Origin of the sequence: Mucilaginibacter sp. NFX135, assembly GCF_048565145.1 — a bacterium.
In the GTDB taxonomy this organism is placed as follows: domain Bacteria; phylum Bacteroidota; class Bacteroidia; order Sphingobacteriales; family Sphingobacteriaceae; genus Mucilaginibacter.
This window is the reverse complement of the sequence record NZ_CP183412.1, coordinates 4,521,917-4,546,876: the sequence shown is the minus strand read 5'-3', so window position 1 is coordinate 4,546,876 and position 24,960 is coordinate 4,521,917. Positions and strand designations below refer to the sequence as shown.

Here is a 24,960-nt window from a genome sequence, read left to right as displayed (position 1 = left end):
AAAACATCATGAAAACGATAGATCAGTTAACCAACGTAGATAAAGCCAAAGTCATGTTTGACCGGTTTAAAAACGAGATACCCGATTTTTTGGAATATACCCAAAGCATGGCTGAAAGGATCAGCAGGGACAAAGACGAATTAATAGCCAACTGGAACAACCCGTTTTTAAGTTTCCACCAATGGTTAAGCCTGTCCGAGCAAGTTGGGGTAACCGCTAAACGTTATGGCAAGTCATTGGCAAAAAGGAGCAATGTGTTTTCCGAACAGCTTTTTGGCGGCTATGCGGCTATCTTTACCAACCATTGTTTAGAGCAATATGGTTTACAACACGCAAAGTCGCAACGTTTCGCCCGAGCCATCCAATTGTTTTATTTACCTGAAAAACAGGCCAGCCCAACCGATCAGCAATATTTGGTGCTGGAAATGCACGGCGGGGCTGAATATGCAGCCATTTGTACCGATGCGGACGGTAATAATTTAGTGTTTGATAACAGGCCACAGGCGGAGGCCGAAGCCGCCGACTGTCAGGATGGCTTGATAGTCGAACTTTAAATTACATTTAAAGCAACCTGCAAAGCCGCCCAAAATTCCGGGCGGCCCCTTGCGGGGCGCAAAGTCATTTCCATCCTTATAAAAATCATTTACTTTCTCTTATCATATGCAAACTAATCTTGCTTGGATATAAAGTGTTTGTTAATTCCTCAATTACACGGACAATATTTTACGGTAGCAATATAAAATTGTATTTTTATTTTTTATTTAATTTTTCAGTAATTTAAAATACCATTTATATTGTCCTACCTAACACCTGAAAATGAAATTTAGCTATAATTCGCGTATTATAAAGCATTTGGGTTATGAATTAATAACCTCCGACGAAGTAGCTATAACCGAATTAATAAAAAACTCCTACGATGCAAAGGCTACGGTTGTCAATATTCAATTCATATCGTCAATAAGCCTGCTTATCAACACAAAGGGCTTACAACCCATACCGCAAAAAGTGTTGGATATTCTAAACGATATCAAGCCGTTTGGGATTATCATCCTTGAGGATAATGGGAAAGGCATGGACTACGAAAACCTGACCAAGGGTTTTTTTGAAGTCGGCAGTACTTTAAAAGTCGACGAAAAAATTAGCGCTGGTGAAAATGATCCGATCATTTTAGGCGACAAGGGAATTGGAAGGCTTGCGGCCCAACGGATCAGTCCCGTTCTTTTAGTCGAGACAAAGGTTGGGGGCAAAGCAGACATTAATGTCGTGCAAGTTGAATGGGAAGACTTTTTCAAATCAAAAGAGGCCGATGCCCCGGAGTTTACGATACCAACGGAGTTGAAGAATTCCTACACCAGGTTATGGTTGCTGGGTAACGCAAGCCGTCCTTTAATATTTAACAAATTTTTCGATGAGAAGGAGATACACGATTACGATATATTTAACAACCCGGTAAATAATCTCGGCAAAAAGCTATTTGTAAATGACGAGTTGCACGCGGCTCTCGGATTTCTTTACTCCCCATTCGAAGATAACAAAAGTTTGCTGGCGTTAAACCTTTCCTATAACAACCGGCAAATCATATTCGAGTTCAATCAAAAAGCTATAGACATTGCGGAATCCGTTCACGTCTTGCAGTCCAAGGTTTTGTACGATGGAGACAAGCCCGTTGATCTTGAAATTACCTTGACCATGAAAATCCGGCCGTGGTTTTTGGAAAGGATACATTTTGCCGAATTAGGCAAAGTGTTATACCAGGATTGGAAGAGACCGCACGAATACTACTCGTCATTAATGGAAAAGTATCATGATTACTATAATAAAAGCCTTAAGGAGGTGTTTACCCTGTCAAGCGTGTTTGATAAGTGGAACAAAAAACACAATAACAACCTTTCCGATGAGTTTGTAGAGGCGATGTTAAAGCTTTCGCCAATAGAGGGAAGGATTTATTCATTCAAAAGGGATAAATCACTCATCTCAATGGCTATCGCCTCAGCAATAGATAATCAGGTTATTGATAAGAATTCCGAAGGGATTAAGACTGACTTCAGCTCTTTTTTGTCCACTAATAACGGTATAAAGCTTTACCGGAATTCGTTTCGTATTGGTACAATTGGAAATAAGGATAATGACTGGCTTAAACTTCAGCAAAAAAGGACGACAGGTCAGCAATTTTACCGTTTTGAGTTGGGGAATGTCATCGGCTTTATAAAAATCAATGATAAAAAGCAACAATACATTTATGAAACGAGTTCCCGCGAGGATTTAAATGACAATGTGTATGTGCACTCGCTACAAGTTTCCTTAAGTGAAATCATAGAAATATTCTCCCCCGGGTTTAATAAAAGAGCCGTCGAGATAACTAAATTCATTCTTGAAAATGAAAAGCTTATCCCTGAAAATAATACCGATGAGATAGAAGACGAGGTAAATAAATCAAGATTAATTGTCGAGGCCGCTAAAAGGAATATGCAGGCGATCAAGGCGGCGATCAATGCGATCAAGGGTAATATTGGCCTTGACAGCGATAGCAAAATTAGCGCCGTTCAAAAGGTCTTTTCGGAACTGGAGCCGATAGCGCTCAACTTTGAACAGAACATAGAGGATACCAACCGCTCTTTCCTGAGTGCCAATACTTTGTTGGAGGTTGCGAGGCAGCAACAAATTCGGATTAAAACGGAAGCTTACAACAATTACAAATTGATGGCGAACGGGTTAGTGACCGAAGTAATCACCCATGAGTTGCATTCACTATTAACCTACTCGGAAGACGAGGAAAATACATTCGATGAGCATTTTAAGGCATTGCAACAACATTTGCTTGACAATGGGTTATATGACTTGAATAACGATCATTTGATCCCGGTTCAAAAAAAGTTCAAGCACCTGTATTCAAGGATGGGGGATCTAAATAAATTCTACTCTTTTCTTGAGCGGACCTTTATTTACAAAGGCAACAGCGAAGATTTTGTCCCAGTAAACCTTGCCGATGAATTGAAAGGTATTTTTGACAGGTTTAAATTCCGGCTCGTCAAACATAAGATTGATATTGACGTCTTATCGGTTTCAAATCTTTGGGAGGTACCAAAAGGGTCGTTGATGCACGTGTTCTATAATTTGATTGATAACTCCATTTATTGGATAGACCGCCGTCAAAACCTGGCTAAAACAAATTCAACCTATGCCACTGCTGAAAAGGATTGCATTAAGGTCAGGACGGTCAACGCCAATACGGTACAATATTTTGACACGGGTACGGGCGTTTTGGAAAAATATCAACACACCCTGTTTAACGAAATGGAATCCGGCAAGGAAAATGGCCGTGGCATGGGCCTTTATATTGTCCGTCAGTTCCTCAAGTCCTTCGGTGGGGAGATCGAGCTTCTGGATGCCCTGAATGTGCACGGAAACCGGTACATTTTTGAAATAAGGATGAAAAATAATACAGGGGAGGATGATGAGTAAGCTTCCCCAACTAATGCAGGGTTTGAAGGCCTTTACCGTCGTTATTATCGAAAACGCGCTGCAATACGAGACCGATCCGGAAATTATCCTTGGCAAATTTTCCCTGAAAAAGTGCAACCGGGATAAAATTTATTCAGCGATTAAAAAACTGGGGCACGTCGAGTGCGCCGGCCAGCTTGAAGGATTTTACGTGGCTTTTGAGAAGTCAGCCAGGAAACCGGATATCGAAAGCAAAGGCGCAGAGAACTTTTTCAAACACTATATCAACAAAGACTGCGGGTTGACTGATTTAAATGTGGACGGGGTTATAACATGTTTAGGCGATGCGCTAGCATTGGACGACTCGAATGTATTGAAATCGGCGCTGCTGAAGCATGGCATTTACAGCATCGAAGAGGCCGGCTATAATGAAATTATAAAAGAGGTTCACGAAGTAAATGAAAGTGAGATATTATTTTATACAACCGATCCGCCGGCACACGCGGTTGATGATTTCTTTTTAGAAATAGATGAAACCTGCCTGCAGACAGGCAGTGAATTTTGCCTGGCAATCGTGGATAAACAATTAGGCACGGGAGGCGCAGGCGAGGAAGGGAAGGTTTTCATTGCCGATGAAATTATCCCTAAGAACAAAAAATCGGATAAAAAAATAATTTGCTGCCTTTACACAAGCTCGCCGGTTGAAATTATCCCCAATAAATTCGAGGAATATTTTTTACAGGAAATTGGTAAAACCGACCCTGAAAAAGATGATAAAATGGTTAAAGCCATTGCCAGGGCAAGTTATGCTCAAGTATTTAATAAGATAATGAACAGAAGGCAACTAAGCGCTACCAATGCTTTAAACCTCGTTTTACGGAATCAAAAAAATATTAAATACATTATCAAGGAGGCTCTTAACGAAGGTATTCCCGGCTACGAGGCAATTAAATATTGGTTTGATCTTGCGGAGAACCAGCAATTCGATGCTCTGGAAGTTGAGGATATCAAATTTATCGCGGGCATAACTAACTTTTTCGACACTGAATTTTTGGAAGACAGTGCGCAATTGGGTGAAATTACGAATGAATTAAAAGAGTTGAACTCTTTCGAACTTTTTGATTTTAGCGTAAATACAAAACATCAGCCTTTAGCCCCCGGTGATATCTGGAAATCAGCTAACGGAGAACATTTTATTCTGATGGGGCAACTATGCGATACGCTGATAAGGAACAACAATACACGTAAGGCTAAAATCGGCGAGTTGTTAAAACTGAGAGTTGAGGAACTTCAAGTAGGCGGCTCTAAATTCAAAATCAGGGTGGAGGATGAAGTTAAAACAATACTGATCCAAAATTTCAAGTTGGCTGATGGAACATTTAAACGTATAGACATCGATGTTTCAACGCCGGAGGCCGAGTTTGCGGACTTGCTGGTCTTGGACTTATGCATGTTTAATGATGAAGGGAAATGTTTTTTGGATTTAAAGAAGGAACCCAGAAGTGATATCTTTAACCTGCTCCCCAAAAACATTGAAAGTTACTATAGGGATTTGGTTACTTTTTTTTCAGGTATAGTGCCGTTAATAACGCAACAAAATCAAGAGCTGTTATCCCTCGTAAATGAAGCCGTGAAATTTTCAAGAACGCATTTTGTTGTTAGAGAGCCTGAAATAATTGATTTTGGGTTGCAGCGCGTTGGCCGCCTGAAAGGACGTTTTTTCGACTCGGTTTATAACAATTACTTAAACAACAAAGGACGGGTAGACTTAAACCTGATAGATAATTATAAGGAACAGATATCAATCGTAAAGTTGAAATGTATTTACTGGGGGGATACTGGCAGTTTAGTAGAGGTAGAGAATGTTAATTTATGGGCAAAAGATGGGATCATCTGTTTCGTCAAGGACGATCTGATGAAAATGATCCCAAGTCAGTTCATTTCGTTACTGTCATTATGCCCCAATATATTAATTATTACCAATCAAGCAACGGAATATGAATTATCACATGAAGAGGACGGCGGTTATAAACTGGCTTTCAAGTATTTTTTTGGTGATAAAAAGTTTATAGCGAAAGATAAATTTAGTTATAACGTTCTTTTCAATGAGCAGAAGCCGGTTTCGAATCCTTATTTTAAAGTTGAGGGAGACGAAACACAATACACCTTTATGGACGAGGGCAATGTTCACGCGCGTAACCCGCTTTCTATTGAGCAGTTAAAAGCCGGTGTAACTGTATTTGAAAAAAAGGCGGTTTTAAAAATAGTAAATGGAATTTTAATCAGAACGGATCTTGAAGAGCAAAATTGATATTATATCCCTGTTTTCAGGCGGAGGCTTTCTTGATCTGGGTTTTATGAACCAAGGATTTCAAGTAAATGCTGCCGTAGAATTTCACGAGGCATTTGTAAATTCCTATAACCATGGCGTAAAAGCTTATGTAAAAAGATCTCAAAAAGAAGTTTACAAGGATGGGATCATCAGCCATGTAGATATTTCCGGGCCTTTGGATGCAACTGATCCGGCCGTACAAAATAAGCTAGTAGCAGATTTTCGCGAAGTTGCAGGAATAATAGGTGGGCCACCATGCCAGGATTTCAGTGTAGGAGGCAAGAATTTAGGGACAGAAGGAAAACGTGGTAAGCTTATTTATACTTACCGGGATATTGTAAAACAGATAAACCCCTTATTTATATTTTTTGAAAATGTTGCCGGATTGTACCGGACAAAGACACATCAAAACGAGTTCTTTAATTTAAAGAACGAGTTGGAGAAAGATTATACATTATGGTATGAGATTATCAATGCCATGGATTATGGTATTCCCCAAGACAGGGCACGGCTTGCACTAGTAGGGTTCAGAAAAGATGTAGTGCAAAAATTGATAGATAATGGTTATAAATTCATTAGCGAACCCTTTGAAGGCCATCATAATGAACTGGTTTTTAAATGGCCAGATAAAAAATTCCAAAATGCTAAAAGAATAAAATGGCCGAAACTTTGGGAGTTTGGTTCAGGGGTGAATGAAGATGAGGTAAATGCAATTCCAGCAAAATATAGACCATTGTTTATTAGTAGCGCATTTGAAGGTCTTGATTCGTCAGTAGCTAACCAAAATGAACATTTTAATCCTTATTCTGATAAGTTTTTACGGATTGGCGAGGGCGATACAACAAGGAAGTCATTTAAAAGATTGCACCGTTACCGGTACAGCCCTACTGTGGCCTACGGCAATAACGAAGTGCATTTGCACCCGACTGAAGCCCGGCGGTTATCAGTCCGGGAAGCCCTGCGCATTCAGAGTGTGCCGGATCAGTATGTGCTTCCGCCAGAAATTAGCTTGACAGATAAATTTAAGCTGATAAGTAATGGAGTGCCTACTAAGAAAGCAGAATTGATTGCAAAAGAAATAAGGAGAACCATAGAAAACTATTTGGCTTTAAAATGACGGACATTTGGTCGAAAGAAAAGCGTAGCGCTGTCATGTCTAAAATCCGGTCAAAAAATACAAAACCGGAGATTCAACTACGTTCTTACCTTCACAGTCAAGGCTTGCGTTTTAGAATAAACAGAAAAGACCTTCCAGGAAAACCGGATATCGTTTTACCGAAATATAAAACCGTGATTTTTGTTCATGGATGTTTTTGGCATTACCATCATTGCAGGGAGGGCAAGATTCCCAAAACGAATACAATATTTTGGGAGGACAAGCTATTAAAAAACGTCAAACGGGACGCGATTAACCAAGAACGCTTGACTGCTGACGGTTGGAAAGTTCTTGTAGTATGGGAATGCGAGCTTGAAGGCAAAGCCAAGTCACAGGAATTTTTAGGTGAACTGCTTAACAAGGTAATCTGTACTTAGTCATATGACGGCAGCGGAAAAATTAAAGTCGCTTATAGATGGTGAATTTGAAGAAGTGCTGTCTGTTATGACCTCGCGAACCTCTTACATGGAACTGCTTGAAGTGATTCGCCAAGTTGAAACGGCATATATTGCTGGCGGATCGCCTACTGATGGTTTTGCGGAACAGAAGTTATTTGAAAGTGTCCGCATGGGTTGGGTAAGACCATTTTCATTTTATTTAAAGCACCTGCCCGCCAACCAGCAGCCACTTACTTTTGCATCAAAGTTGGAAGGTAAAATTTGGGCACTTAATCTGTTACAAGAAACGGGAAACCTTGAGTTGGCAGATCGCTGGGTAACCGCTGAGAAAGCTGGCCTTGTTGAAATAATTGAAGTTGAAGAATATAAATTTAAGGTAAATCCTCTTCACGGGATTATTGAAAAAGAGCATTACGACAGGGAAAGCATAGATTATGTGAATAGTCAGATAAAGAAAAACAACCAGAACGCTTACCAACGTCATACTGCTAAATTCAAAGCCATAGAAAAGCAGATGTTAACGACACTTCAAGTTGTTGACGATACATTTATACAGTATGAAACCACACCTGATATTGACCGCTACTATTCCCGGTTAGGATATTTTTACTTGTCAAATAACCTCGTCTTTGAAGATTTTGGAGGCGATGATCTGTTCGGTGGCGTACCATATAGTCTTTATCTTAAAGTTGTTGAAGAAGTGAACGGTGTTGCTTTGAAACATATTGAATATTGCAAGCTCGCGGTCAAGAGAAATGCAAAGGTGGATTTTTTTAATATACTTCCTTACAGCTTTTACGAGGATAAAACATTGCAGGATTTTTCACGGTATCTAAATATACCATTACCGGAAGTCAGCCAGGTATTTAGCTGTTTGACCTTGGATACTGCCAATGTAACTTTTCACGAGTCTTTAAGCGGTAATATTTTAGCACCTTATGTAAGAACAGGTTACAACCAATTGACAAGAACATTCTTTGGTGCTTGGGAAGGTGGTATTGATTTCTTGAAAAGAGAATTGAAGCGACGGTATGAGAAAGACTATTTTAATGCCGTCAACAGGCGCGAAGCACGTTTCCGTAATGACATCTACCGCTTTTTTAAAGGAAACCGGTTTCTAACAACAACAGAAGAGATAGAAATCAAATTGCCTGGATTACATACGGATATTGACGGAGCTATTTTCGATAAGAAAACAAGGTCGTTGGGACTTTTTCAATTAAAATGGCAAGATATGTTCTTTGCCTCCCTGCAAGAGCGAAGAAGCAGAATAAGCAATTTATATCCTAAAGCAACAGAATGGATAGATAAAATGGAGAAATGGACAGGGTCTTATTCCAAAACCCAGATCATGACCAAATTAAAATTCAACCTGAATGACGACGTGCGCGAATTCGAAAACGTATATCTGTTCGTTGTGACCCGGAATCAGGTTCACTTTACAGGAATAGAGCCAGATGAGCGGGCGGCCTGGGCTACCATGTTTCAATTAATTGAAAGCTATGATTTTTATAAGGTAAAATTGGACGACCCGATAAAAGAGCTTTACCAACAGATAAAAATGGGGCTTCCGTCCAACCGGATAAAAGAAGAGGGATATCCCGAAATGCCTTCATATACAGTCTATCATCAAAAGTTTGAACTACAGTTTTAATGTAATTTGTATATATGGTTGTTTTCGGTAATAATTATTGTGTGTTTTGCGGAAAGTTATCTACGACAAGGGATCATGTGCCTTCAAAATGTCTATTGGAAAAGCCCTTCCCTGATAACCTGTATACTGTAAATTCCTGCGCAAAATGTAACCAGTCATTTTCCATTGACGAAGAATATTTCTTGAATATATTAGTAGAAATATCGTTGAATCCCGTTTTGTTAATAAAAAAAGAATCAGGCAACGTTTATAGAGCACGGCAAAGGTCATCAAAATTGAGGGAAAGAATTACCAATTCATTCGTTGATGGAAAGGATGGACGTAGGTATATTCAACCCGAATATGAAAGGATCAATAAGGTCATTGAAAAAAATGCACTCGGTTTATATATGAAGAAATATAATTTCCGGATGCCATTGAGGGAGTTTAAGTGTACCGGCATCTTTCCTTACAATATTGATGAGATGCGTCCGGCAGATGTGTTTATGTTAACTTATCGCGGAAATTTCCTACCTAAAAAATGGACTGTCATCCAGCCCGATGTGTTTGCTTTTATTGTTGTGCGCGATTGGAGGCGTGGAAATAAATTAACAATGATATTTATTATACACAATACCGTATGGTGTACGATCAACGTTCCATATCCGCATTACCGCAAGCGAAAAGGAAATAGTAACTGGGATCAACTTACATTATTTGATTCAGTTGAATAATATTAGTAATGTATGGAGCTATTCAAGACATTTGCTCACAGCTTGAGAAATATGCCAACCCAAGATAGGTGGAACGGCATTCCCCACCTGACGCTCTGTTTCTCTTAATCCCCCTTCAAATATAAATTCATCCGGAAAACTTTGAAACCGAGCCGCTTCCCTCATAGATATTCTTCGGGGTTCTGAGTAATGAAATTGTATATTGCCGTGACATTCCGCTCTCATCGTATATCCAGGGCGCTCTGCTTTTAAACGCCTGTTACCCTGTTCGCCGCTAATATTTGCCAAACTCCAAACATGGTTGTTGTTTATATTTTTTGGTTCTTTTTCTAAATCTGCGATTGCTTCTTTAGCTGTCATCCAATTTGCAGCACTACGTATAGTATTAGGAGGTACAAATTTTTTCACGTCTTTACGTGTTCCAACGATAAATACTCGCTCTCTTGTTTGAGGTACACCATAATCGGCAGCATTATAAAGCTGATAATTAATTTCATACCCCAATTTCTTGAAATCTCTCAAAACTTGTTTTAAAGATTCTTCATTGTATTTCATCAAAAGCCCTTTTACGTTTTCCGCTACAAAAACTTTTGGCTTTAATCGATCAATTGTCTCAACCATCGCCTTGTACAACCCACTACGTGCGCCGTTGGCACCCGCTCGTTTGCCGTTTACCGAAATATCTTGGCAAGGAAAACCGCCAATTACCACATCCGCTGTTTGTGGCAAGGTGTCTATTAGATTCCAGATATCACCGCATTGTATTTCTTGCCCCACATTTTTTGAATATGTGGTGCAGGCGGCTTTATTCAGGTCATTGGCCCAAATAATCTCAAATTTATTTTTAGAATATTTCTGTCCGAATATCTCAAAACCTCCTTTAAAGCCAAGATCTAAGCCGCCGCACCCGGAAAATAAGGATACGACCTTATAAGTTTCCGTTGCGGGTTTTTGTGTTGCCTTTAACGTTATTAAGTTGCCTGACAGCGGTTCTGGCTGTAGATCAACTTCAATTAATTCTTCTGTATATCTGGAGGCTTCTTTCACGAACCAATCTTTTAAGGTTTCACCGGACTGCGACAAAGCATCGTAAAGCTTAAGTTTGAGGTCAGGGTTAACCTCAAGTACTATTCTTCCTGATGATTTACTGTAGTTCTTCACTTAACAAAAATAAGGGATAGGTAACATATTATGCGCAATTTGCGCTACTTAATTTTCCACAAGTTAGGCCAAATGCCAATTGCTTAGAAATAATAATAAATTATATTAGCCAAATATTTCAACAGGCCTTACCCGCAATGACCATTATAGAATTTGAAGCAATCTTGACTACTGTCTGCCGAAATCTAACTGACGAATGCCAAGTCAAAGGTATCTACGCTAAATCCGCTGATTTTGAATTGCGTGTACGTGAGGAGTTGAAAAGCTTACTAGCCAAAACAGAAATGAAGGTGGATTTTGACCCCCATCCTTATATTTTTCCGGATATAGTCCTTAATGAATTTGGCATCGAGGTAAAATACACTGCAAATAACACCTGGCGGAGTGTGGCGAATAGTGTATTTGAAAGTACAAGGAGCAATGAGGTAAAACATATTTATCTGCTCTTTGGAAAAATGGGCGGTACCCCGGAGGTGGCCTGGGGAAAATATGAAGACAGCGTGATCCATGTAAGAACCTCACATCTCCCCAGATTTGAGGTAGAAATCAATCCCAAACGTTCTCTTTTCGCAATTATGGGAATATCTTACGAGGAGTTCCTTCAATTGCCGATCATCGAAAAAATGGTTTACATCAGGAAATATGCCAGGGAAAGGTTAAAGGAGGGTGAACGATTATGGTGGCTGGAAGACTCTGCGGATACGCCTCATTCCCTTCCTTTACAGGTTAAGTTGTATATGAAATTGTCGCAGGAGGAAAAGCGTAAACTTCGCGCTGAAGCCTCATTACTCTGCCCGCAAATTGTAAAACCATCCAGGTCAAAAGGAAAATATGATGATGTGGCTATTTATCTACTTACTTATCATGGCGTACTTTGTTCGCAGACAAGAGATTTGTTTAGCGCAGGCAGCGTGGCTTTAAGAGGCAATGAGGAGCGTGGGGGTAACTACCTCGCACGTGCGCTGAAGGACATTGAAAGAGAAATGAGAGAAGCTGCGTTGAGCTTGGAAGATAAATTATTTATAGAGTATTGGGGTAAATCTGTACCACCAGAAAAAAGAATTAGTGAATGGTTGAAAATGGCAGATGAACTTGCTATAATCTGGAAGCCATCTGATAGCTTGTTTCTTTGACTTATATAGATTGCCGAGTTTTAATTTTACCTTAACTAAACAGACCTTAAACCTGTCAAATGAATAGTGAATTAGTATTTCCAATCGGTCGGATATTTGACGATCGGAATGATGATGGTGCGTTGGCCAGGCATCAGGCTGCCAAGTTTTTTATAGCCCCTTATCAACGTGGATATAAATGGGGTGCCGAAGTGAATGAACCCGTCAGTGTGTTGTTGAAAGACCTAAAAGAGGCATTCGATGCCAATAGTAAAGAGTATTATCTGCAATATATCACAACGCAAGAAAATACGTATAGCGGGGTAAAAGTGCTGGAAGTGATTGATGGCCAGCAGCGGTTAACAACACTAACATTACTCTTTACCGTTCTTGCTAATCTAACCGGTAAAGATGAAGTCAATTTTGTTAAACACAAATTACTTTACCAGGTCAGGGAAAAAGTTACTTCATTTTTTGATTGTTTCATTTACGATAATATTGAAAAATTATTCGATTATACTTGGCAAGACTTTATTTCGGAATACCCGGAAAATAATGAGCAGGACATTTATTACCTCTTTCATGCGCTGAAAAGGATGATCGAATTTGCCGGTGAATTTGAGGGAGGTGATGTGCGGTTATTTGAGTTTGCCAGCTTCGTTAGAGATCGGGTGATGATCATACTAAACAATGTGACGGGCAATATTAGCTGTGAAAAGATTTTCAGCAATTTAAATACCAATAAGGTCGAATTAACAAACGTAGAACTGATTAAAGGATTGTTCCTTACCAAAGCTGCCCGTGAAAAGATTGGTGAGCGAGAGCCATCCTACAAAGAAGTCGTTGAAGTCAGAGCTTTGTTAGGAAGGCAGTGGGATGAGATAGCGGCCTGGGCAAATCAAACGGATACCAAAATATTGTTTTTTGAAAAAGGCACTGATCCGGTGTATCAGCTGTTGTTGTTCTTTGGCGGGAAGTATGGTTATAAGCCAGATGACCAGATCAAAACCAAATATGGGCTTTTTAACTATTTTCAATCCCTGATCAAAGCAGATAAATTTTCTGCTGTTTATTTTTTTAAAGACCTTAAGAAAACACAAAGCATCCTCAACAACTGGTTTAATCATGATCCGATCTATAATTCGCTAGGTTTTTTATTTTTTTCCAAGGGAAGCCGGTTCCGCCTTAAAGATTTTATCCTGTTCCTTGAACAACCGTTAGCGGCCGTGGAAAAACATTTGAAATCTTTAGCCTGGGAATTGCTACCGGGAGACATTAACGAATTGGATTATGATGAACACGATAAAGAGATACATGCCTTGCTGCTGGCATTAAGCGTGTTCTTTAGTAAAGACCGTTTTAGTTTTACGGCTTTTTCCGATGGTTTTTGGTCGCTGGAGCATATTTTTCCTCAAACTCCTGAAGATCTTCCGGATGACTTGCAAAAAGAAGATATCGACCTCATTCAGTCTTTAATGATAATTCCCCTGGGGCAAAAGGACAAGCTTATCGTCAAGTTCGGGAAGTTTAATTTAAACTATTATAATTCCCTTAATAAAAAATTAAATAAGACCTCCTGTAGCCTGTCGGCCGAAGAAAAACTTTTACTGTACCAATTTATTAGAACGGATAAGCTAAACCGTATCGGGAATATGGCTTTATTGACCAGGGGTGACAACAGTTCCAACAGTAATGGGATGTTCTTTAAAAAAAGGCATAATATCGTAAGCCGGGTTAGCAAAGGTAGTTTTGTTCCTAAGCATACTTATGATGTGTTCTCCAAGCTAATCAGCGATAAGATGTCAAAAGATATGGCCGTATGGTCTGATATGGACATTGCCGCTCATCAAACCTGGATATTGTCAAAAATCGAAAATCTAAAAAAGACCATCCTTATCTAAAATGAATCACGGACGTTTTACAATCAAAGAATTTTTTTCTTTTCCGCAATTAGAGCAGGTACTTATTCCAGAAATCCAAAGGGATTATGTTTGGAAAAAAGAAAATATTAATAAACTGTTGCTGTCTATCATCGCAGATTTTTCTGCCAAGACAGAAACCGATGCATCAGTTAGCGAAGATCAACTTAAACAGATACCGGCTGCTTTGCGGGAAGAATTTGCCAGGATGATGGCTAAAAAGAAAACCTTCTCCAACATTGGGTTTATTTACGCTTACTTTGATACCGAGCAGTTTGCAAAGTATATGCTGATCGATGGACAGCAGCGTTTGACTTCCGTTTTTCTGATACTACTGCATCTGTATATCAAAGAGAACCGGATCGGGGCATTTAAAAGGATCTACTACCCGAATGACCGTCCTAAAGTTGACTATAAAGTAAGGGAAAATGCCCACGTTTTTCTATTGGATTTTATTGATTACCTGCTAGACAACGGCGAACCTGACAAAGTAAGAGAGCAATACTGGTTCTACAGCAGCTATAAAAACGATACTACGATTAATTCGCTAATCGATAATTATCAGGCCATTGTACTTCTGCTTTCCAATCATCAGTTGTCCGCGGAGTATGTTGAAGACTATGTGGAGTTTTGGTATTTCGACACTAATCAAAGTGCGCAAGGAGAGGATCTCTATCTTTATATGAATAGCCGTGGGGAATCCGTTCAAACCAACGAAAATATAAAGGCTGAACTATTAGAGCATAAGGCTGAGGCAGAAAAACACCAATGGGGCGCCAAATGGGAGGATTGGCAGAATACCTTTTGGCTACATCGCGGCAAGTCCCCAAACGCTGACCGCGGATTTGACGAATTTTTGAAATGGATCAAGATCATCAATAAAGTAAGAAGTGTCCATTATGCCAAAACCATCGATCTGACAGATACCATCAGGGAGATTCGTGATAGTAAAAAGTTTACGACTGAAGGTATCAGCCTGGAAAATATTTCGAGTTATTACCACGCAGTTCAAAAACTGTTGGCTCTAAATCTTGGACGTTATTTCAATTCCGGTTTTTTAAGTGAAGAACCTGGCGTTTTAGTTTATGTACGGCTGCTACCTTTACTGATGTATGCTGAGCGATACCCGAATGCTACCCACTTAGAACTGATCAGGTATGCTCGGTTCTTTTTTAATATTATCCGTTTTGACAATATTTCTAAAAATCCTTACCCTCATATCGGTCAAGTTATTCAGTTGACCCATGATTTTTTAGAGAAAGGCTGTACGGATATTACCGACCTGACGCAATTTAAAGTAGACGGGCTATATGAAAATATTATAACAGGAGAAGAACTTCAAAAACTCTTTTTATACAGCATCAATGTAGCGGGAATTACGCGTGAAGAGCTCGAAGCAGTGTTTTGGGAGGCTGAAGACTTCGCTTTGTGTGACGGGAGAATCAGATTGATGTGGTATTGCATGGATTATAAGCCGTTCAAGAATGAAAATTTTAATAAAAAACAGTTCTCCGATTACTTTAATGCTTTTAAGCTTCTTTTTCAAAAACCTACGGATCAGCTGCGACGGGCTTTACTATCAAAAGGGGATTACAGTATTAAAGATGGCTATTCTACTTCTTTACAATCCGATCGATGGACGTTTGGGTCCAACAACACGAATTGGAAAAATATTTTAAATACAGATGAGCGGGATGATATTTTAAAGGAGTTACTTTCAGATTATTTAGATAAACAAAGTAAAAATGGCTTATTGTCCAACGGCGAAGTCCTTAGTCAGATTATTGATCAATACCTTGCAGAAAACGCCGATCTGCATTGGAGCAGGTATTTCATTTCAGATAAGAGGGTATTGGATTATTGTAAGGATAAGATGATTTGCTTTGGCGACGATTTGCCAGAAAATATTAACTTGCTACAGGGCCAGAAAGCAGTGGAAAATGGTTATATCACTTTAAAGGATTTTCTGAAAAAGAAATAGTAAAAGAATCATCATGAGGTCACAAAGTCTAGTAGATTTTCACAAGAGTGTATCTGAGTTAAATAATCATTTATCTCATACGTTGTTCGTATTTAAGCAATTCAAAATCGACAACCAAACACTGATTGGCTCTAAGCCTAATCTGAGAACTATAGCCGCCTATAAGGAAAATGAAATGGCACCGCAGTTCGATGTGACGTTAAATAAATTGGCTGAAAGCGCAGATGTAACGTTGGATTATATTTTGGATACTTTTTTCGTTTTTATAAATACACGTTTTGAAGTTTATCTGATCGGTCTACAGAATTATGTAAAGGCCAATTTTGATGATATGTTGCCGGAGCCTCCGGATAATCATATTTATGAGAAAGTGTTAGAAAACTTTGGAATTAATCCGGAAGTCCAATTTGGAACTTTGTTTACGAGTACGTTTAGCTACTATAAACTCAGGAGAAATGCCACAATGCACAGGGACAAAAAGAGAAGATACCAAGGATTACTTGAACGTTTGATAAAGGGAACGCCAGACGAAAAATTGGCTGCTAACCAGTTGAGTGGTGCAGCGCTTAATAATGAGTGGCAAAGTTATGTAAAGGGTCAAACCAAGTGTCATGCGGTTCGCAACACGGATTTCACTAATAAAGATCTTACCCGGTTCGGTCTTCCTGAGTTAATTGATGTCTTTAATTTTTACCGTCTTTTCGCTGAATTGATTGACAGTGAGGTCATGGGGAAACAAGACAGGGTTAAGTTGCTTAAGTATTGCCATAAATGTTATAAGGAGTTTTATAATTTTCCAGATGATCTACTATATGAAAGTTTTGCTCCGAAATTTTTACATATTTGTAAATTAAAACTAAATCTCATTCCTGAACAAGATGAGATTAAAAAGTATTTCAAAAAGGACATATAATTCAGATGGTAGAACCCTCCCTTGGTGTTGGTAACCCTAGTACCAAGGAGGGAGGCGCTGGTTCGAGTCCAGCTATGTCCACATGAGGAATTACTTGTCAAATTGCCAAGTTTTCCACACCCAATACAATTAAAATTGATCTAAAGGCAGGTCTAATTTTTAGTTATTGATTTATAACTACTTAGCAACTTCATTGGGTGATTTTCCCATTTGCTTCTGCACCAGCATAATCCGCCCAATTAACTGCGTGATACAAAATTTTCACTTAATTTATGAAATGTATTTTTCACGATACAGAAAACGAAGCCACTTCAATTGAACACATTGTCTCTGAATCCCTCGGAAACAAAAGATACGTAATGAAACGAGGTGCCGTATGCGATGAATGTAATAACAGATTTTCATCTTTTGAGGGAAAAGCATTAAGCAATACCATATTCGTGATGGAACGAGCCAGGCATGGTGTAGTATCGAAGAAGGGGCGAAATGCCAAAGGAAAAATAGGAGAGTTAGAGATTGAGGGTGATACTATGTTTGAGAAACAAAAGATCACTATCAAGGGCCTAAGTGAAGAAAACTTTACCGAATTTGACCGGAATACGGGCATGGGGATATTGTTAGTCAAATCATTCGATCAAAATGAGGTTGCGATGTCACGTTTGCTTTTAAAAATGGCTCTGGAAAGTATTTATACATCCAGAAAAGAAATTTATGAAAAGTACGATTTTAAGGAGTTGAAGGGGTACATGACAAATAGTGCAAATACGGATTGGCCATTTCTAACTACAAGCAAAGAAGTAAAGGAATTCATTAGTGTGCCCCGATACCTCGATAAGCATATTTTAAAACTAAACAAATTAGAGCTAAAATATTGTGAAGTTAACGAACAGACTTTGCTCTTTAAGTTCAAATTTGGTGCTGTGAGCATGATAATAAACCTTTTAAATCGTTCTCAGCAATGGATTAATGAATATTCCGATGCCGACTCGAAATCAAGGCTCTATCCTGAACATTTTAGAAATAAGTTTGGTATTAAATATGATGATTAGGGTTTAGAAGTCTTGCTGGCAAGGAAACACCAGTATATTGACAAATGATAAAATGCAAGTAAAAGGGAATACATCGGGATTTATTCAGTAAACGTAGGATTGACAAAACTTGAAATAACTAAATCATGTTACTCATTTGTAACTTAAAAATCACTAACTGCTTGATTTTCAATGTCACTCCACTTTCTGTCAGAAAGCGGATGAAAAAAGTTATTAACATCTTGATTATCAACGAAATAATACTTATATTCTTTTTTGTTACCCATTTGTAACTCAAAACTTGTAACGCGCTGATAATCATAGACTAAGTACTTTCTGTATCGGTAAGTAGCGGTGCAAAATAGCGATAATCCTTGATGGGCTTTGGTAAACAATATACTAATTATTAATAAGTTATGTTAATTTCTTTTGTCCATATTCTTGGATAATTGGCCCTGTTTTTAAAATTTCTACGGCCGTTTCTGGTGAGCTAATCAAGCAATGTCCACGTACGCTTGGATTGCACTGTTTGTATCACTTGTTGCTCAGCTACCACAATGTTCTCCTTACGTTGGCCAATATATTCCAGCGAGCTTAATTTATTCCACAGAGCCACTATTACGCGGAGGAACTCATCAACAGTTATCATAGATGAATTGATGTCATGATGATTGTAAACAATCTCTATGAGGCGGGCAAGCAGCTCTTCAAAGTTGCCAGGGGTAACATCCTTCCATTCGTAAAAATATTTGAGTAATTCTTCGCGTTCGGCGCCGGGTATACTTTTCACAGTACTGAAAAATATATGCGCCATTTCTGAAAAGCAGGACACCATATATATTGGTGGCTGCTGATGCATCATATTACGGTAGGAGAAATAGATACGGGCAATATACTCCAACATCTTTTCGCATAATATTTTTACGTTTTTGCCAATGGTTGAAATAGATTCCTTTGAAGTTATTTTATCCAGGATACGGAACGATAACAGTTGCAGATTATTCAGTTGATTACTGAAGCTTTCATAATATTTAACCAGTTGCGGATGGCTCAGTACCGATGTGCACGGAGGTATGAAACTGATATCTGTTTGCAGGTTATTACCGTTTTTAATGAATTTACCAACCTCCAGAAAATGTGAGCTTGGGGTGTTTATCTGCGAGGCTGGTATGACGGTAATATTGTACTGTTTATCAACCTCGGGATATCTTAAAGGTATTTCCTCCGGATCAGGATTGCCGCTTGCCACACGCTCAAACGGGTTAACAGTTAGCAATACGTAGTAGGTTTCTGAACTTTCTGTTGCATTATCCTGGCCAAAATAATGGCTAAACAATAACCCAGGACCTGTTCGGGATATATCAATGCGGTGACCTTCTGCGGTTACAGCGCTGCAATGGTTTATTTTGATCTGTATCTGATTAGAAGCCCTTTCCGTGATCTGTATGTCCAGTGCTACGGATTCGTTGGCAACAGGGGGTAATAAACCAAAATTATAGTTATTAAGCTGCAAGGAATTAGAGTCCCTCACTATATCGTGTATGAAATTATCTGTACTGATAAAATGATCGCTGGAAATTTTCATTCCATCTATCCAATTTACGGGCTTGTTTTTTAACGGACTAAGCATATCATGTTTTTAGTATGTAGATGTTATTATAATAATATTACAGGTAAACAGCCTGATCGCCTGTGCGTTCGGGCTCGCTCACAATTTCAGAAACACGTTTGGCATATATTGTGTTTGCTTCAGTAATCTTATTCTCCACAATGTTCAGGTCGGGATCAATAAATCGCCGTTGTTTCCAAAAAGATGGTTTAACATAAAATATCCACTTGTAGCTGTCGGTTTTATTGCTTTTGTAGGCCACAGGCGCAGTAGGGAATTTTAAATTGTAATCATCAATAAATTTCTGGAACCATTGCCCAAAGTTCATATTTGGCGGTGCTTTGGCCTTAACCTTTAAGGGTTCAGGGTCGTCGGTATTTTTGTACAGATCAAGCTCCAGCACCATCAGTTTGTCAAAATTGAGGTGTTCCATGCTGATATCCTCAGGTGTACGGGGATACTGCCATATCTTGTAAATTTCCAGTGGGATACTCATAAACGCAATATATGCCCACCAGAAAATGGGTGGAAGCAAAAATATGAATATGCTGGTGGCCGCCCATAAGCCATATTGCAGATTGTTTAGCCAATCAAAGCCCAGTTTAAAAAGATATATACCCAGCAGACAGGAAATCAGTGTGCAGAAAATAAAGAATCCTTTTTTGTTCAATAGTTCATTTTCGTGATATTTACCTGCCAGCCATACATAAACAGAGCCCAGGGCTAAGTAAATAAGCTGGCAAAACAAGTAACCCCAGGGCATAAACTGCAGGTCAAGAAATCCCAGTAAGCCTGGAATGCCTAAAATAACAGCGGTTAACAGAATAATAACAATAAGGCGTTTATTGCTCAGGAGCTTATTCTTTTTGTTAATTATAGTCATGATTGCCGCAGCAATCACAAAAATGAGAGGGAAGATAAGATAACGTATAAAAAATGATTTAACGTCCATGATATAATTGTATGTTCAGGTCTGTAACGGGCTTAAAAAAATAAATTTGATATAAGTCTAATCAATTACCAATAATTGTGGTTATTGTTTTAAATATTATTTGCAAAAATATTGAAAAATGAAGATCAAAAACCCTAATCTTATCGATACAGATTTTAAAGCCACAGTTATTGCTGCGGAAATTGTTGAGAATGAATTGGTTGGCGCCGATGATATTGTGATATTACCGATAGGCCCGCAGCGGCGTGCATTTACAAAAGAAATTGCTGGGGTTATTGTAAGCCAAACCGATATTACGAATAAACGGATGCTTCAGGTTCAGGTTAACCGTGATGGATTGTATGACATGTTGCCTGAGGGATTATTTCATAAACCACCTGCTTCGAGTTTAATGATCACCGAAGAGGAAATGATTAAGGATATTGTTGACAGGAGGGATGAAGAGAAGCAGACCCGGCGCTTTTTTACACCATTTGAAGCAGAGGTAAATCACCTGAAAATGATCCTTGAGCTTTATGAGAACCGTCTTGACAAGAAAAATGAATATGACGATCTGATCAACATATTTTTAAAGGAGTGGAAAGAATTTGGCTGTTTTACAAACAAACAAATGCTTATATTAATACATGTTTTGCCTGTTATACATGAGCAACGGAATAATCTTGTTTTTATAGGCAAAATATTAACCATGTTGTTTAAAACACCCATGTCGCTCAATTATAAGTTCTCCACCAGTCGTGGGGGAAAAGACCTGGCAAATATGCAGACTTCGTTGGGTAAAGCGGCCCTGGGAATAGACTTTATAGCGGGACAATTGATTGAGCCCGAAGAGGAGTTACATGTTACCGTTGGGCCATTGAGTGCTTCAAAAATGATAGACTTTTTACCCGGCGAGCGATCTGCCATTTGTATGGATGTGTTATTATCATACTTTATACCGATGCAAACCGGGGTGAAGATTAATTTGTTGGCTATGCCCGCTTCAAAAAAAATAATAATCGGGGTAGATCAGGATAATGCCAGGCTTGGGTACACCACTTATTTAGGCAATTAGGAATGTTCCTAATTTTCAATAAAAAGCCGGTAATTATAATTAATAATGCTCCGTGATTCCAGTTTTGACTGAAGCAGACTAAGTAAGGTATCCCATTCGTTTGTTGATAGCTTACTTCCCTCTTGTGGCTTTAAATAAATATCCGTAGTTTTTTTAAAGCCTTCTTTTGGATTTGGAGAAATACTTACGCCTTTAGCAACGCGGACACTTTTTAATTTGCTGCCCAGTTCATATTGGCAAAAATTGGTCAGATCGGCTTGAGTGACAATCCGGTCTTTGGTAGTAAGTCCATATTTATAGGCCTGTATGCGTTCGGCGGCACCGAGACTATTTCTGCCCCCGATAGAGGTGGTCATCAGGCGCAAACTATCCGCTTTTAGCTTTGTAGTTTCGAACTGCTGTAATCGGGAACCCTTTCTGATATTATTAGCGGTATCTGCCAGGGTAGTCCAAAACTGAAGATATAACATACTGGCTTTATTGCTTGGCTTCAGAACAAGATAATTGATCAGTTCATGATTGTCTTTTGCTTGATTTGATTTTTTTTCAATGAGCGAAATGTTTTGCTCGAGTGTTTTTAATGTCGAGTTTAAAAAATCGTTTCCATAAGCAGCAAAAGCAGCTTTTTCGTCTCTGAGTAACTCAAAAAGATACTCGATGATCTGCTGTGCATTCCGGGAGTCAAAACGTTCGGCCCCACCGTTTCTGACAGAGTAACTTCCTTCAAAATTTTGATCCGGCGCGCTATATGGAATCTCATTATAATGAGTATCCAGATCGTCATGTAAGTTTTGAACTGATAAAAAATGATCATAAGCCGAAGGCTTGATAGGAATAATATTATTCATTTCCTTTACCCTGAATTTCTGTTCATGCAGTTTACGGCTCATAACCGGAAAACAATTTAGATGAAGCTGTAATTCGTTGATCACATCTCGCCCAATCATAGCCGGAAAAACAATTTTTATCCATACACAAGGCTTAAGTCGTTTTAGGTCGGTAGATTCAAACCATGTTTCAAAGGATAAGGGATAGCTTTTCTTAAGCAGGTCAAGATCATTTAAGCTATCATCTGCAAGGGATATAAAACGACTTTGATAGTAGGATTTTACATCCCTGGTAATTAAGTTCATAACGTTTTGATCATAAAATACCGGTTTGTTTTCTTCCGTTTCTTCCCCTTCATATATTAACCCCTTCGTTGTATGCAGTTCCTGCTGATCGGTGTAGAGTCTGGTAACAGACAACAGGTTGTAAAAATCATCATTGGCAGTATAACCTGGCCATTCAAAATAGATCCCAGCTCCTTTAAGTGTATCGAGCTTAGCATCAGGTTCAATACCCACCCATAATGTATTATTTTCAATAAAGGATTGCGGTAATGAACTTACAACTAAACTTCTTTGCATATCCGGAGTATGTTCCCAAAGTTGTCTGCCATTAAATGTGTATTTGATCTCCGCTTTAAAAACTTTGTTTTCGCCAATAGGGGTAAAAAAAATATCTAAAGGCCCCGGTGCTGTTTTGCCTGCGTCTGGTGAAACAGGTTTTTTATAAATAAAATGGTTTTTGCTGCTCAAGGTTTCCTTAGTTTCAACCGGCATACCCTTTAGCAGAGCATGGGCCGGAAGCGGGGCTGTAAGATAATCTGAAGCGAGTATTCTTGATATTTTATTTAGTACTCTGTTCTCCAAATTTTTAACATCATTGGAAAGATTAAATAATTCTGAACTGAGCGCTTCGATCAATAATTTAACCAGCGGATCAATATCATTAACATTCGTGGTGTTCCAGAAATCCATGGCGTTCCGGAGCATTCGCCCTTTTATTTCTTCTTTCGATGTGAAAAATAATTTGCTCATGTTTAGGTTTATGCAGATAATGGACTCAAAAATAATGACGTGGAAAAGGTATAATACTCACCGGTTTTATTAAGCTTTCCCTTTATAATGATCTCCACACGTTTCTTTATTTCACTTACATTTCTTAAGGGGTAAAATTTATTGATCTCACTGATATGTACATCGATATCAATATCATAGATCCTTTTTTCAAACTTTTTAATTGAACGGAGTAGTGATTGCCGTAGTTTTTCTTCCCAAATAGTTTCACTTTGTATAAGTTCAAAATCCATATCCCATATCTCACATCCAAACTCGGGATTATAACGATGTTCGCCATACCTGGTAAAAATGATCAACTCTATATATTGTGAAATAGACCCTCCAAGATCCTGTGTTTGCATATCTCGCCCTAAAGTAATGTTTTGGAATTTTAACGGCTTGAAATATAGAGGGTTTGCCATATTAAATATTTGATTTTCACAATGATGATAAAAAAAATTACTTTTTCATAAACATTTCTTTTGAAAAATAGTTGTAGAAATGTTTTAACGGTTAATAAAATATTTATTACACCCTTTATTCTGAGTGATTTATATTGGTAATTAATCATTTTAATTTTAAGTTATCTATAACCTCTTAACAATAATATTACATATATTTAATGAAGCCCATAAATATAATTGACCTAAACCGATCCTATAGGGTTTTTATAATGTATCTGGCAGGGTTATTAATGTTTGCCGTTGTAACGGTTTATTTCTTTTTCTTCACCTCAAGCCATGAGATGGTACTGCTGAATGCCAAAGTGAAGCAAACTGATCAATTAGTAGCTATTCGTAATGACATCAACAATAATTTCGAGGTTATTCTTATGCGAATGCAACAGCTGTCGCAGTATTCAAAAATGAATTCGGAGGAACTAAATAATCAAACTATCCTGCTTAATGATATTCAGGAGAGTAATCAGCATATTCTTGATAAGCTCCAGAGTAACCCTTATCCGCTCAAAAGTTTCGACCTGTACAAAAAATTAAGCAATCATATTGCCACTATTGCCAATGTTAAAGATTCATTATTTACCACCCGTTTCCAGATTGAGAGCCTTCGCTCACAGTTGGAGTCATGTAATAAAATAAACAAATCGGCTGTAAGTAAGCTTAGTGGCCGGTTTTCACATTATTAATATGTCATGTTAAAGTTCAATTTAAAGGAACGAAGAGAAAAATTTCTTTTGTTTTTAGGGATGTTTCTGATAACATCATCTCTACTGTGTACTGCCATATTTTATAATTATGATAATGGTGCAACCATATCGAAAGATGAGTTTGCCAAACGAATAGCTGAAGAGGAAGAGTTTGAAACGCTGGTTACACAAGTTATACCTGCAATTGATACCACTTATACCCATATTGTGAAATTTAACCCGAATGTTCAAGCGCTTTTTTTGGAGAACGATATCAAAAATTCCATCGGTGCTATACATTCATATTATAACCGACGCCCGTATGATAGCCGGTATAAATGTTTTATTCATGCTTCAAAACTGTTTGAGAACCTGTTTTATGATAAACGCGAACTCAGCGGCAATTACAGCGATATAAATCGCCTGGGTAAGCTGCTTGATGATTGTAAGCTATCAACACGGCAGTTGCAGCAAAGCCTTGGTTCCAGCAAATAAATGCAAAACATCATA

Annotated in this window: 20 protein-coding genes and 1 tRNA gene; 16 read left to right on the top strand and 5 right to left on the bottom strand. The window is 38.5% G+C overall.

What is annotated here, in order from left to right; genetic code table 11:
• Nucleotides 1–8 precede the first annotated feature (8 nt).
• From ACNURT_RS18875 to ACNURT_RS18845, 7 genes are all read left to right on the top strand, one after another.
• On the top strand, nucleotides 9–554 hold the full coding sequence (locus ACNURT_RS18875; RefSeq protein WP_419699044.1) for a hypothetical protein: 546 nt from the start codon (nucleotides 9–11) through the stop codon (nucleotides 552–554).
• 262 nt (nucleotides 555–816) lie between these two features.
• Nucleotides 817–3,462, top strand: coding sequence for a sensor histidine kinase (locus ACNURT_RS18870; RefSeq protein ID WP_419699043.1), 2,646 nt, complete (start codon nucleotides 817–819; stop codon nucleotides 3,460–3,462).
• Between the two features lie 553 nt (nucleotides 3,463–4,015).
• Entirely contained in the window at nucleotides 4,016–5,752 is a 1,737-nt protein-coding gene (locus ACNURT_RS18865; RefSeq protein WP_419699042.1) for a hypothetical protein, read from the top strand.
• Nucleotides 5,736–6,890, top strand: coding sequence for a DNA cytosine methyltransferase (locus tag ACNURT_RS18860; RefSeq protein ID WP_419699041.1), 1,155 nt, complete (start codon nucleotides 5,736–5,738; stop codon nucleotides 6,888–6,890). Before ACNURT_RS18865 ends, ACNURT_RS18860 begins: the two co-directional genes overlap by 17 nt.
• On the top strand, nucleotides 6,887–7,306 hold the full coding sequence (locus ACNURT_RS18855) for a very short patch repair endonuclease (RefSeq protein WP_419699040.1): 420 nt from the start codon (nucleotides 6,887–6,889) through the stop codon (nucleotides 7,304–7,306). Before ACNURT_RS18860 ends, ACNURT_RS18855 begins: the two co-directional genes overlap by 4 nt.
• 4 nt (nucleotides 7,307–7,310) lie before the next feature.
• Entirely contained in the window at nucleotides 7,311–8,981 is a 1,671-nt protein-coding gene (locus tag ACNURT_RS18850; RefSeq protein WP_419699039.1) for a hypothetical protein, read from the top strand.
• A 95-nt stretch (nucleotides 8,982–9,076) separates the two neighbouring features.
• Nucleotides 9,077–9,694 carry a hypothetical protein gene (locus tag ACNURT_RS18845; RefSeq protein WP_419699038.1) on the top strand — a complete coding sequence of 206 codons (618 nt, stop codon included), beginning with the start codon at nucleotides 9,077–9,079 and terminating at the stop codon, nucleotides 9,692–9,694.
• Between the two features lie 18 nt (nucleotides 9,695–9,712).
• Here ACNURT_RS18845 and ACNURT_RS18840 read toward each other — a convergent pair whose 3' ends face one another.
• Entirely contained in the window at nucleotides 9,713–10,855 is a 1,143-nt protein-coding gene (locus tag ACNURT_RS18840) for a DNA cytosine methyltransferase (RefSeq protein WP_419699037.1), read from the bottom strand.
• Nucleotides 10,856–10,992: 137 nt separating this feature from the next.
• Between ACNURT_RS18840 and ACNURT_RS18835 the strand changes: the two genes are divergently transcribed.
• The 6 genes from ACNURT_RS18835 to ACNURT_RS18810 all read left to right on the top strand — a co-directional run bounded on the left by ACNURT_RS18835 (nucleotide 10,993) and on the right by ACNURT_RS18810 (nucleotide 17,829).
• On the top strand, nucleotides 10,993–11,988 hold the full coding sequence (locus ACNURT_RS18835; protein WP_419699036.1) for a hypothetical protein: 996 nt from the start codon (nucleotides 10,993–10,995) through the stop codon (nucleotides 11,986–11,988).
• Between the two features lie 59 nt (nucleotides 11,989–12,047).
• Complete coding sequence (locus ACNURT_RS18830) at nucleotides 12,048–13,868, top strand: DUF262 domain-containing protein (RefSeq protein WP_419699035.1); 1,821 nt, start codon at nucleotides 12,048–12,050, stop codon at nucleotides 13,866–13,868.
• Nucleotide 13,869: 1 nt separating this feature from the next.
• Nucleotides 13,870–15,867, top strand: coding sequence for a DUF262 domain-containing protein (locus tag ACNURT_RS18825; protein ID WP_419699034.1), 1,998 nt, complete (start codon nucleotides 13,870–13,872; stop codon nucleotides 15,865–15,867).
• Nucleotides 15,868–15,880: 13 nt separating this feature from the next.
• Nucleotides 15,881–16,780 carry a hypothetical protein gene (locus ACNURT_RS18820; protein ID WP_419699033.1) on the top strand — a complete coding sequence of 300 codons (900 nt, stop codon included), beginning with the start codon at nucleotides 15,881–15,883 and terminating at the stop codon, nucleotides 16,778–16,780.
• Nucleotides 16,771–16,861, top strand: a tRNA-OTHER gene (locus tag ACNURT_RS18815). Before ACNURT_RS18820 ends, ACNURT_RS18815 begins: the two co-directional genes overlap by 10 nt.
• 278 nt (nucleotides 16,862–17,139) lie before the next feature.
• Nucleotides 17,140–17,829, top strand: a complete 690-nt coding sequence (locus ACNURT_RS18810; protein ID WP_419699032.1) for a hypothetical protein — start codon at nucleotides 17,140–17,142, stop codon at nucleotides 17,827–17,829.
• A 469-nt stretch (nucleotides 17,830–18,298) separates the two neighbouring features.
• Here ACNURT_RS18810 and ACNURT_RS18805 read toward each other — a convergent pair whose 3' ends face one another.
• Together ACNURT_RS18805 and ACNURT_RS18800 are read right to left on the bottom strand one after the other, a co-directional pair.
• Nucleotides 18,299–19,438 carry a hypothetical protein gene (locus ACNURT_RS18805; protein WP_419699031.1) on the bottom strand — a complete coding sequence of 380 codons (1,140 nt, stop codon included), beginning with the start codon at nucleotides 19,436–19,438 and terminating at the stop codon, nucleotides 18,299–18,301.
• A gap of 37 nt (nucleotides 19,439–19,475) precedes the next feature.
• Nucleotides 19,476–20,369, bottom strand: a complete 894-nt coding sequence (locus ACNURT_RS18800; RefSeq protein ID WP_419699030.1) for a TssN family type VI secretion system protein — start codon at nucleotides 20,367–20,369, stop codon at nucleotides 19,476–19,478.
• A 118-nt stretch (nucleotides 20,370–20,487) separates the two neighbouring features.
• Here ACNURT_RS18800 and ACNURT_RS18795 point away from each other — a divergent pair, with 118 nt between their 5' ends.
• Nucleotides 20,488–21,423, top strand: a complete 936-nt coding sequence (locus ACNURT_RS18795; protein WP_419699029.1) for a type VI secretion system baseplate subunit TssG — start codon at nucleotides 20,488–20,490, stop codon at nucleotides 21,421–21,423.
• Between the two features lie 8 nt (nucleotides 21,424–21,431).
• Here the strand turns inward: ACNURT_RS18795 and ACNURT_RS18790 are convergent, their stop codons facing one another.
• Together ACNURT_RS18790 and ACNURT_RS18785 are read right to left on the bottom strand one after the other, a co-directional pair.
• Entirely contained in the window at nucleotides 21,432–23,285 is a 1,854-nt protein-coding gene (locus ACNURT_RS18790; RefSeq protein WP_419699028.1) for a hypothetical protein, read from the bottom strand.
• 8 nt (nucleotides 23,286–23,293) lie between these two features.
• Nucleotides 23,294–23,668, bottom strand: a complete 375-nt coding sequence (locus ACNURT_RS18785; RefSeq protein ID WP_419699027.1) for a GPW/gp25 family protein — start codon at nucleotides 23,666–23,668, stop codon at nucleotides 23,294–23,296.
• A gap of 260 nt (nucleotides 23,669–23,928) precedes the next feature.
• Between ACNURT_RS18785 and ACNURT_RS18780 the strand changes: the two genes are divergently transcribed.
• Together ACNURT_RS18780 and ACNURT_RS18775 are read left to right on the top strand one after the other, a co-directional pair.
• Nucleotides 23,929–24,450 (top strand): hypothetical protein, encoded by a 522-nt coding sequence (locus ACNURT_RS18780; protein ID WP_419699026.1) that lies wholly within the window; start codon nucleotides 23,929–23,931, stop codon nucleotides 24,448–24,450.
• A 6-nt stretch (nucleotides 24,451–24,456) separates the two neighbouring features.
• Entirely contained in the window at nucleotides 24,457–24,945 is a 489-nt protein-coding gene (locus ACNURT_RS18775) for a type VI secretion system transmembrane protein TssO (RefSeq protein WP_370996588.1), read from the top strand.
• The last annotated feature ends 15 nt before the right edge of the window (nucleotides 24,946–24,960 follow it).

Coding starts and splice junctions, on each gene's coding strand:
- ACNURT_RS18875 (WP_419699044.1), top strand. CDS start 9: ATGAAAACGATAGATCAGTTAACCAACGTAGATAAAGCCAAAGTCATG.
- ACNURT_RS18870 (WP_419699043.1), top strand. CDS start 817: ATGAAATTTAGCTATAATTCGCGTATTATAAAGCATTTGGGTTATGAA.
- ACNURT_RS18855 (WP_419699040.1), top strand. CDS start 6,887: ATGACGGACATTTGGTCGAAAGAAAAGCGTAGCGCTGTCATGTCTAAA.
- ACNURT_RS18850 (WP_419699039.1), top strand. CDS start 7,311: ATGACGGCAGCGGAAAAATTAAAGTCGCTTATAGATGGTGAATTTGAA.
- ACNURT_RS18835 (WP_419699036.1), top strand. CDS start 10,993: ATGACCATTATAGAATTTGAAGCAATCTTGACTACTGTCTGCCGAAAT.
- ACNURT_RS18830 (WP_419699035.1), top strand. CDS start 12,048: ATGAATAGTGAATTAGTATTTCCAATCGGTCGGATATTTGACGATCGG.
- ACNURT_RS18825 (WP_419699034.1), top strand. CDS start 13,870: ATGAATCACGGACGTTTTACAATCAAAGAATTTTTTTCTTTTCCGCAA.
- ACNURT_RS18820 (WP_419699033.1), top strand. CDS start 15,881: ATGAGGTCACAAAGTCTAGTAGATTTTCACAAGAGTGTATCTGAGTTA.
- ACNURT_RS18810 (WP_419699032.1), top strand. CDS start 17,140: ATGAAACGAGGTGCCGTATGCGATGAATGTAATAACAGATTTTCATCT.
- ACNURT_RS18805 (WP_419699031.1), bottom strand. CDS start 19,438: ATGCTTAGTCCGTTAAAAAACAAGCCCGTAAATTGGATAGATGGAATG.
- ACNURT_RS18800 (WP_419699030.1), bottom strand. CDS start 20,369: ATGGACGTTAAATCATTTTTTATACGTTATCTTATCTTCCCTCTCATT.
- ACNURT_RS18795 (WP_419699029.1), top strand. CDS start 20,488: ATGAAGATCAAAAACCCTAATCTTATCGATACAGATTTTAAAGCCACA.
- ACNURT_RS18790 (WP_419699028.1), bottom strand. CDS start 23,285: ATGAGCAAATTATTTTTCACATCGAAAGAAGAAATAAAAGGGCGAATG.
- ACNURT_RS18785 (WP_419699027.1), bottom strand. CDS start 23,668: ATGCAAACACAGGATCTTGGAGGGTCTATTTCACAATATATAGAGTTG.
- ACNURT_RS18780 (WP_419699026.1), top strand. CDS start 23,929: ATGAAGCCCATAAATATAATTGACCTAAACCGATCCTATAGGGTTTTT.
- ACNURT_RS18775 (WP_370996588.1), top strand. CDS start 24,457: ATGTTAAAGTTCAATTTAAAGGAACGAAGAGAAAAATTTCTTTTGTTT.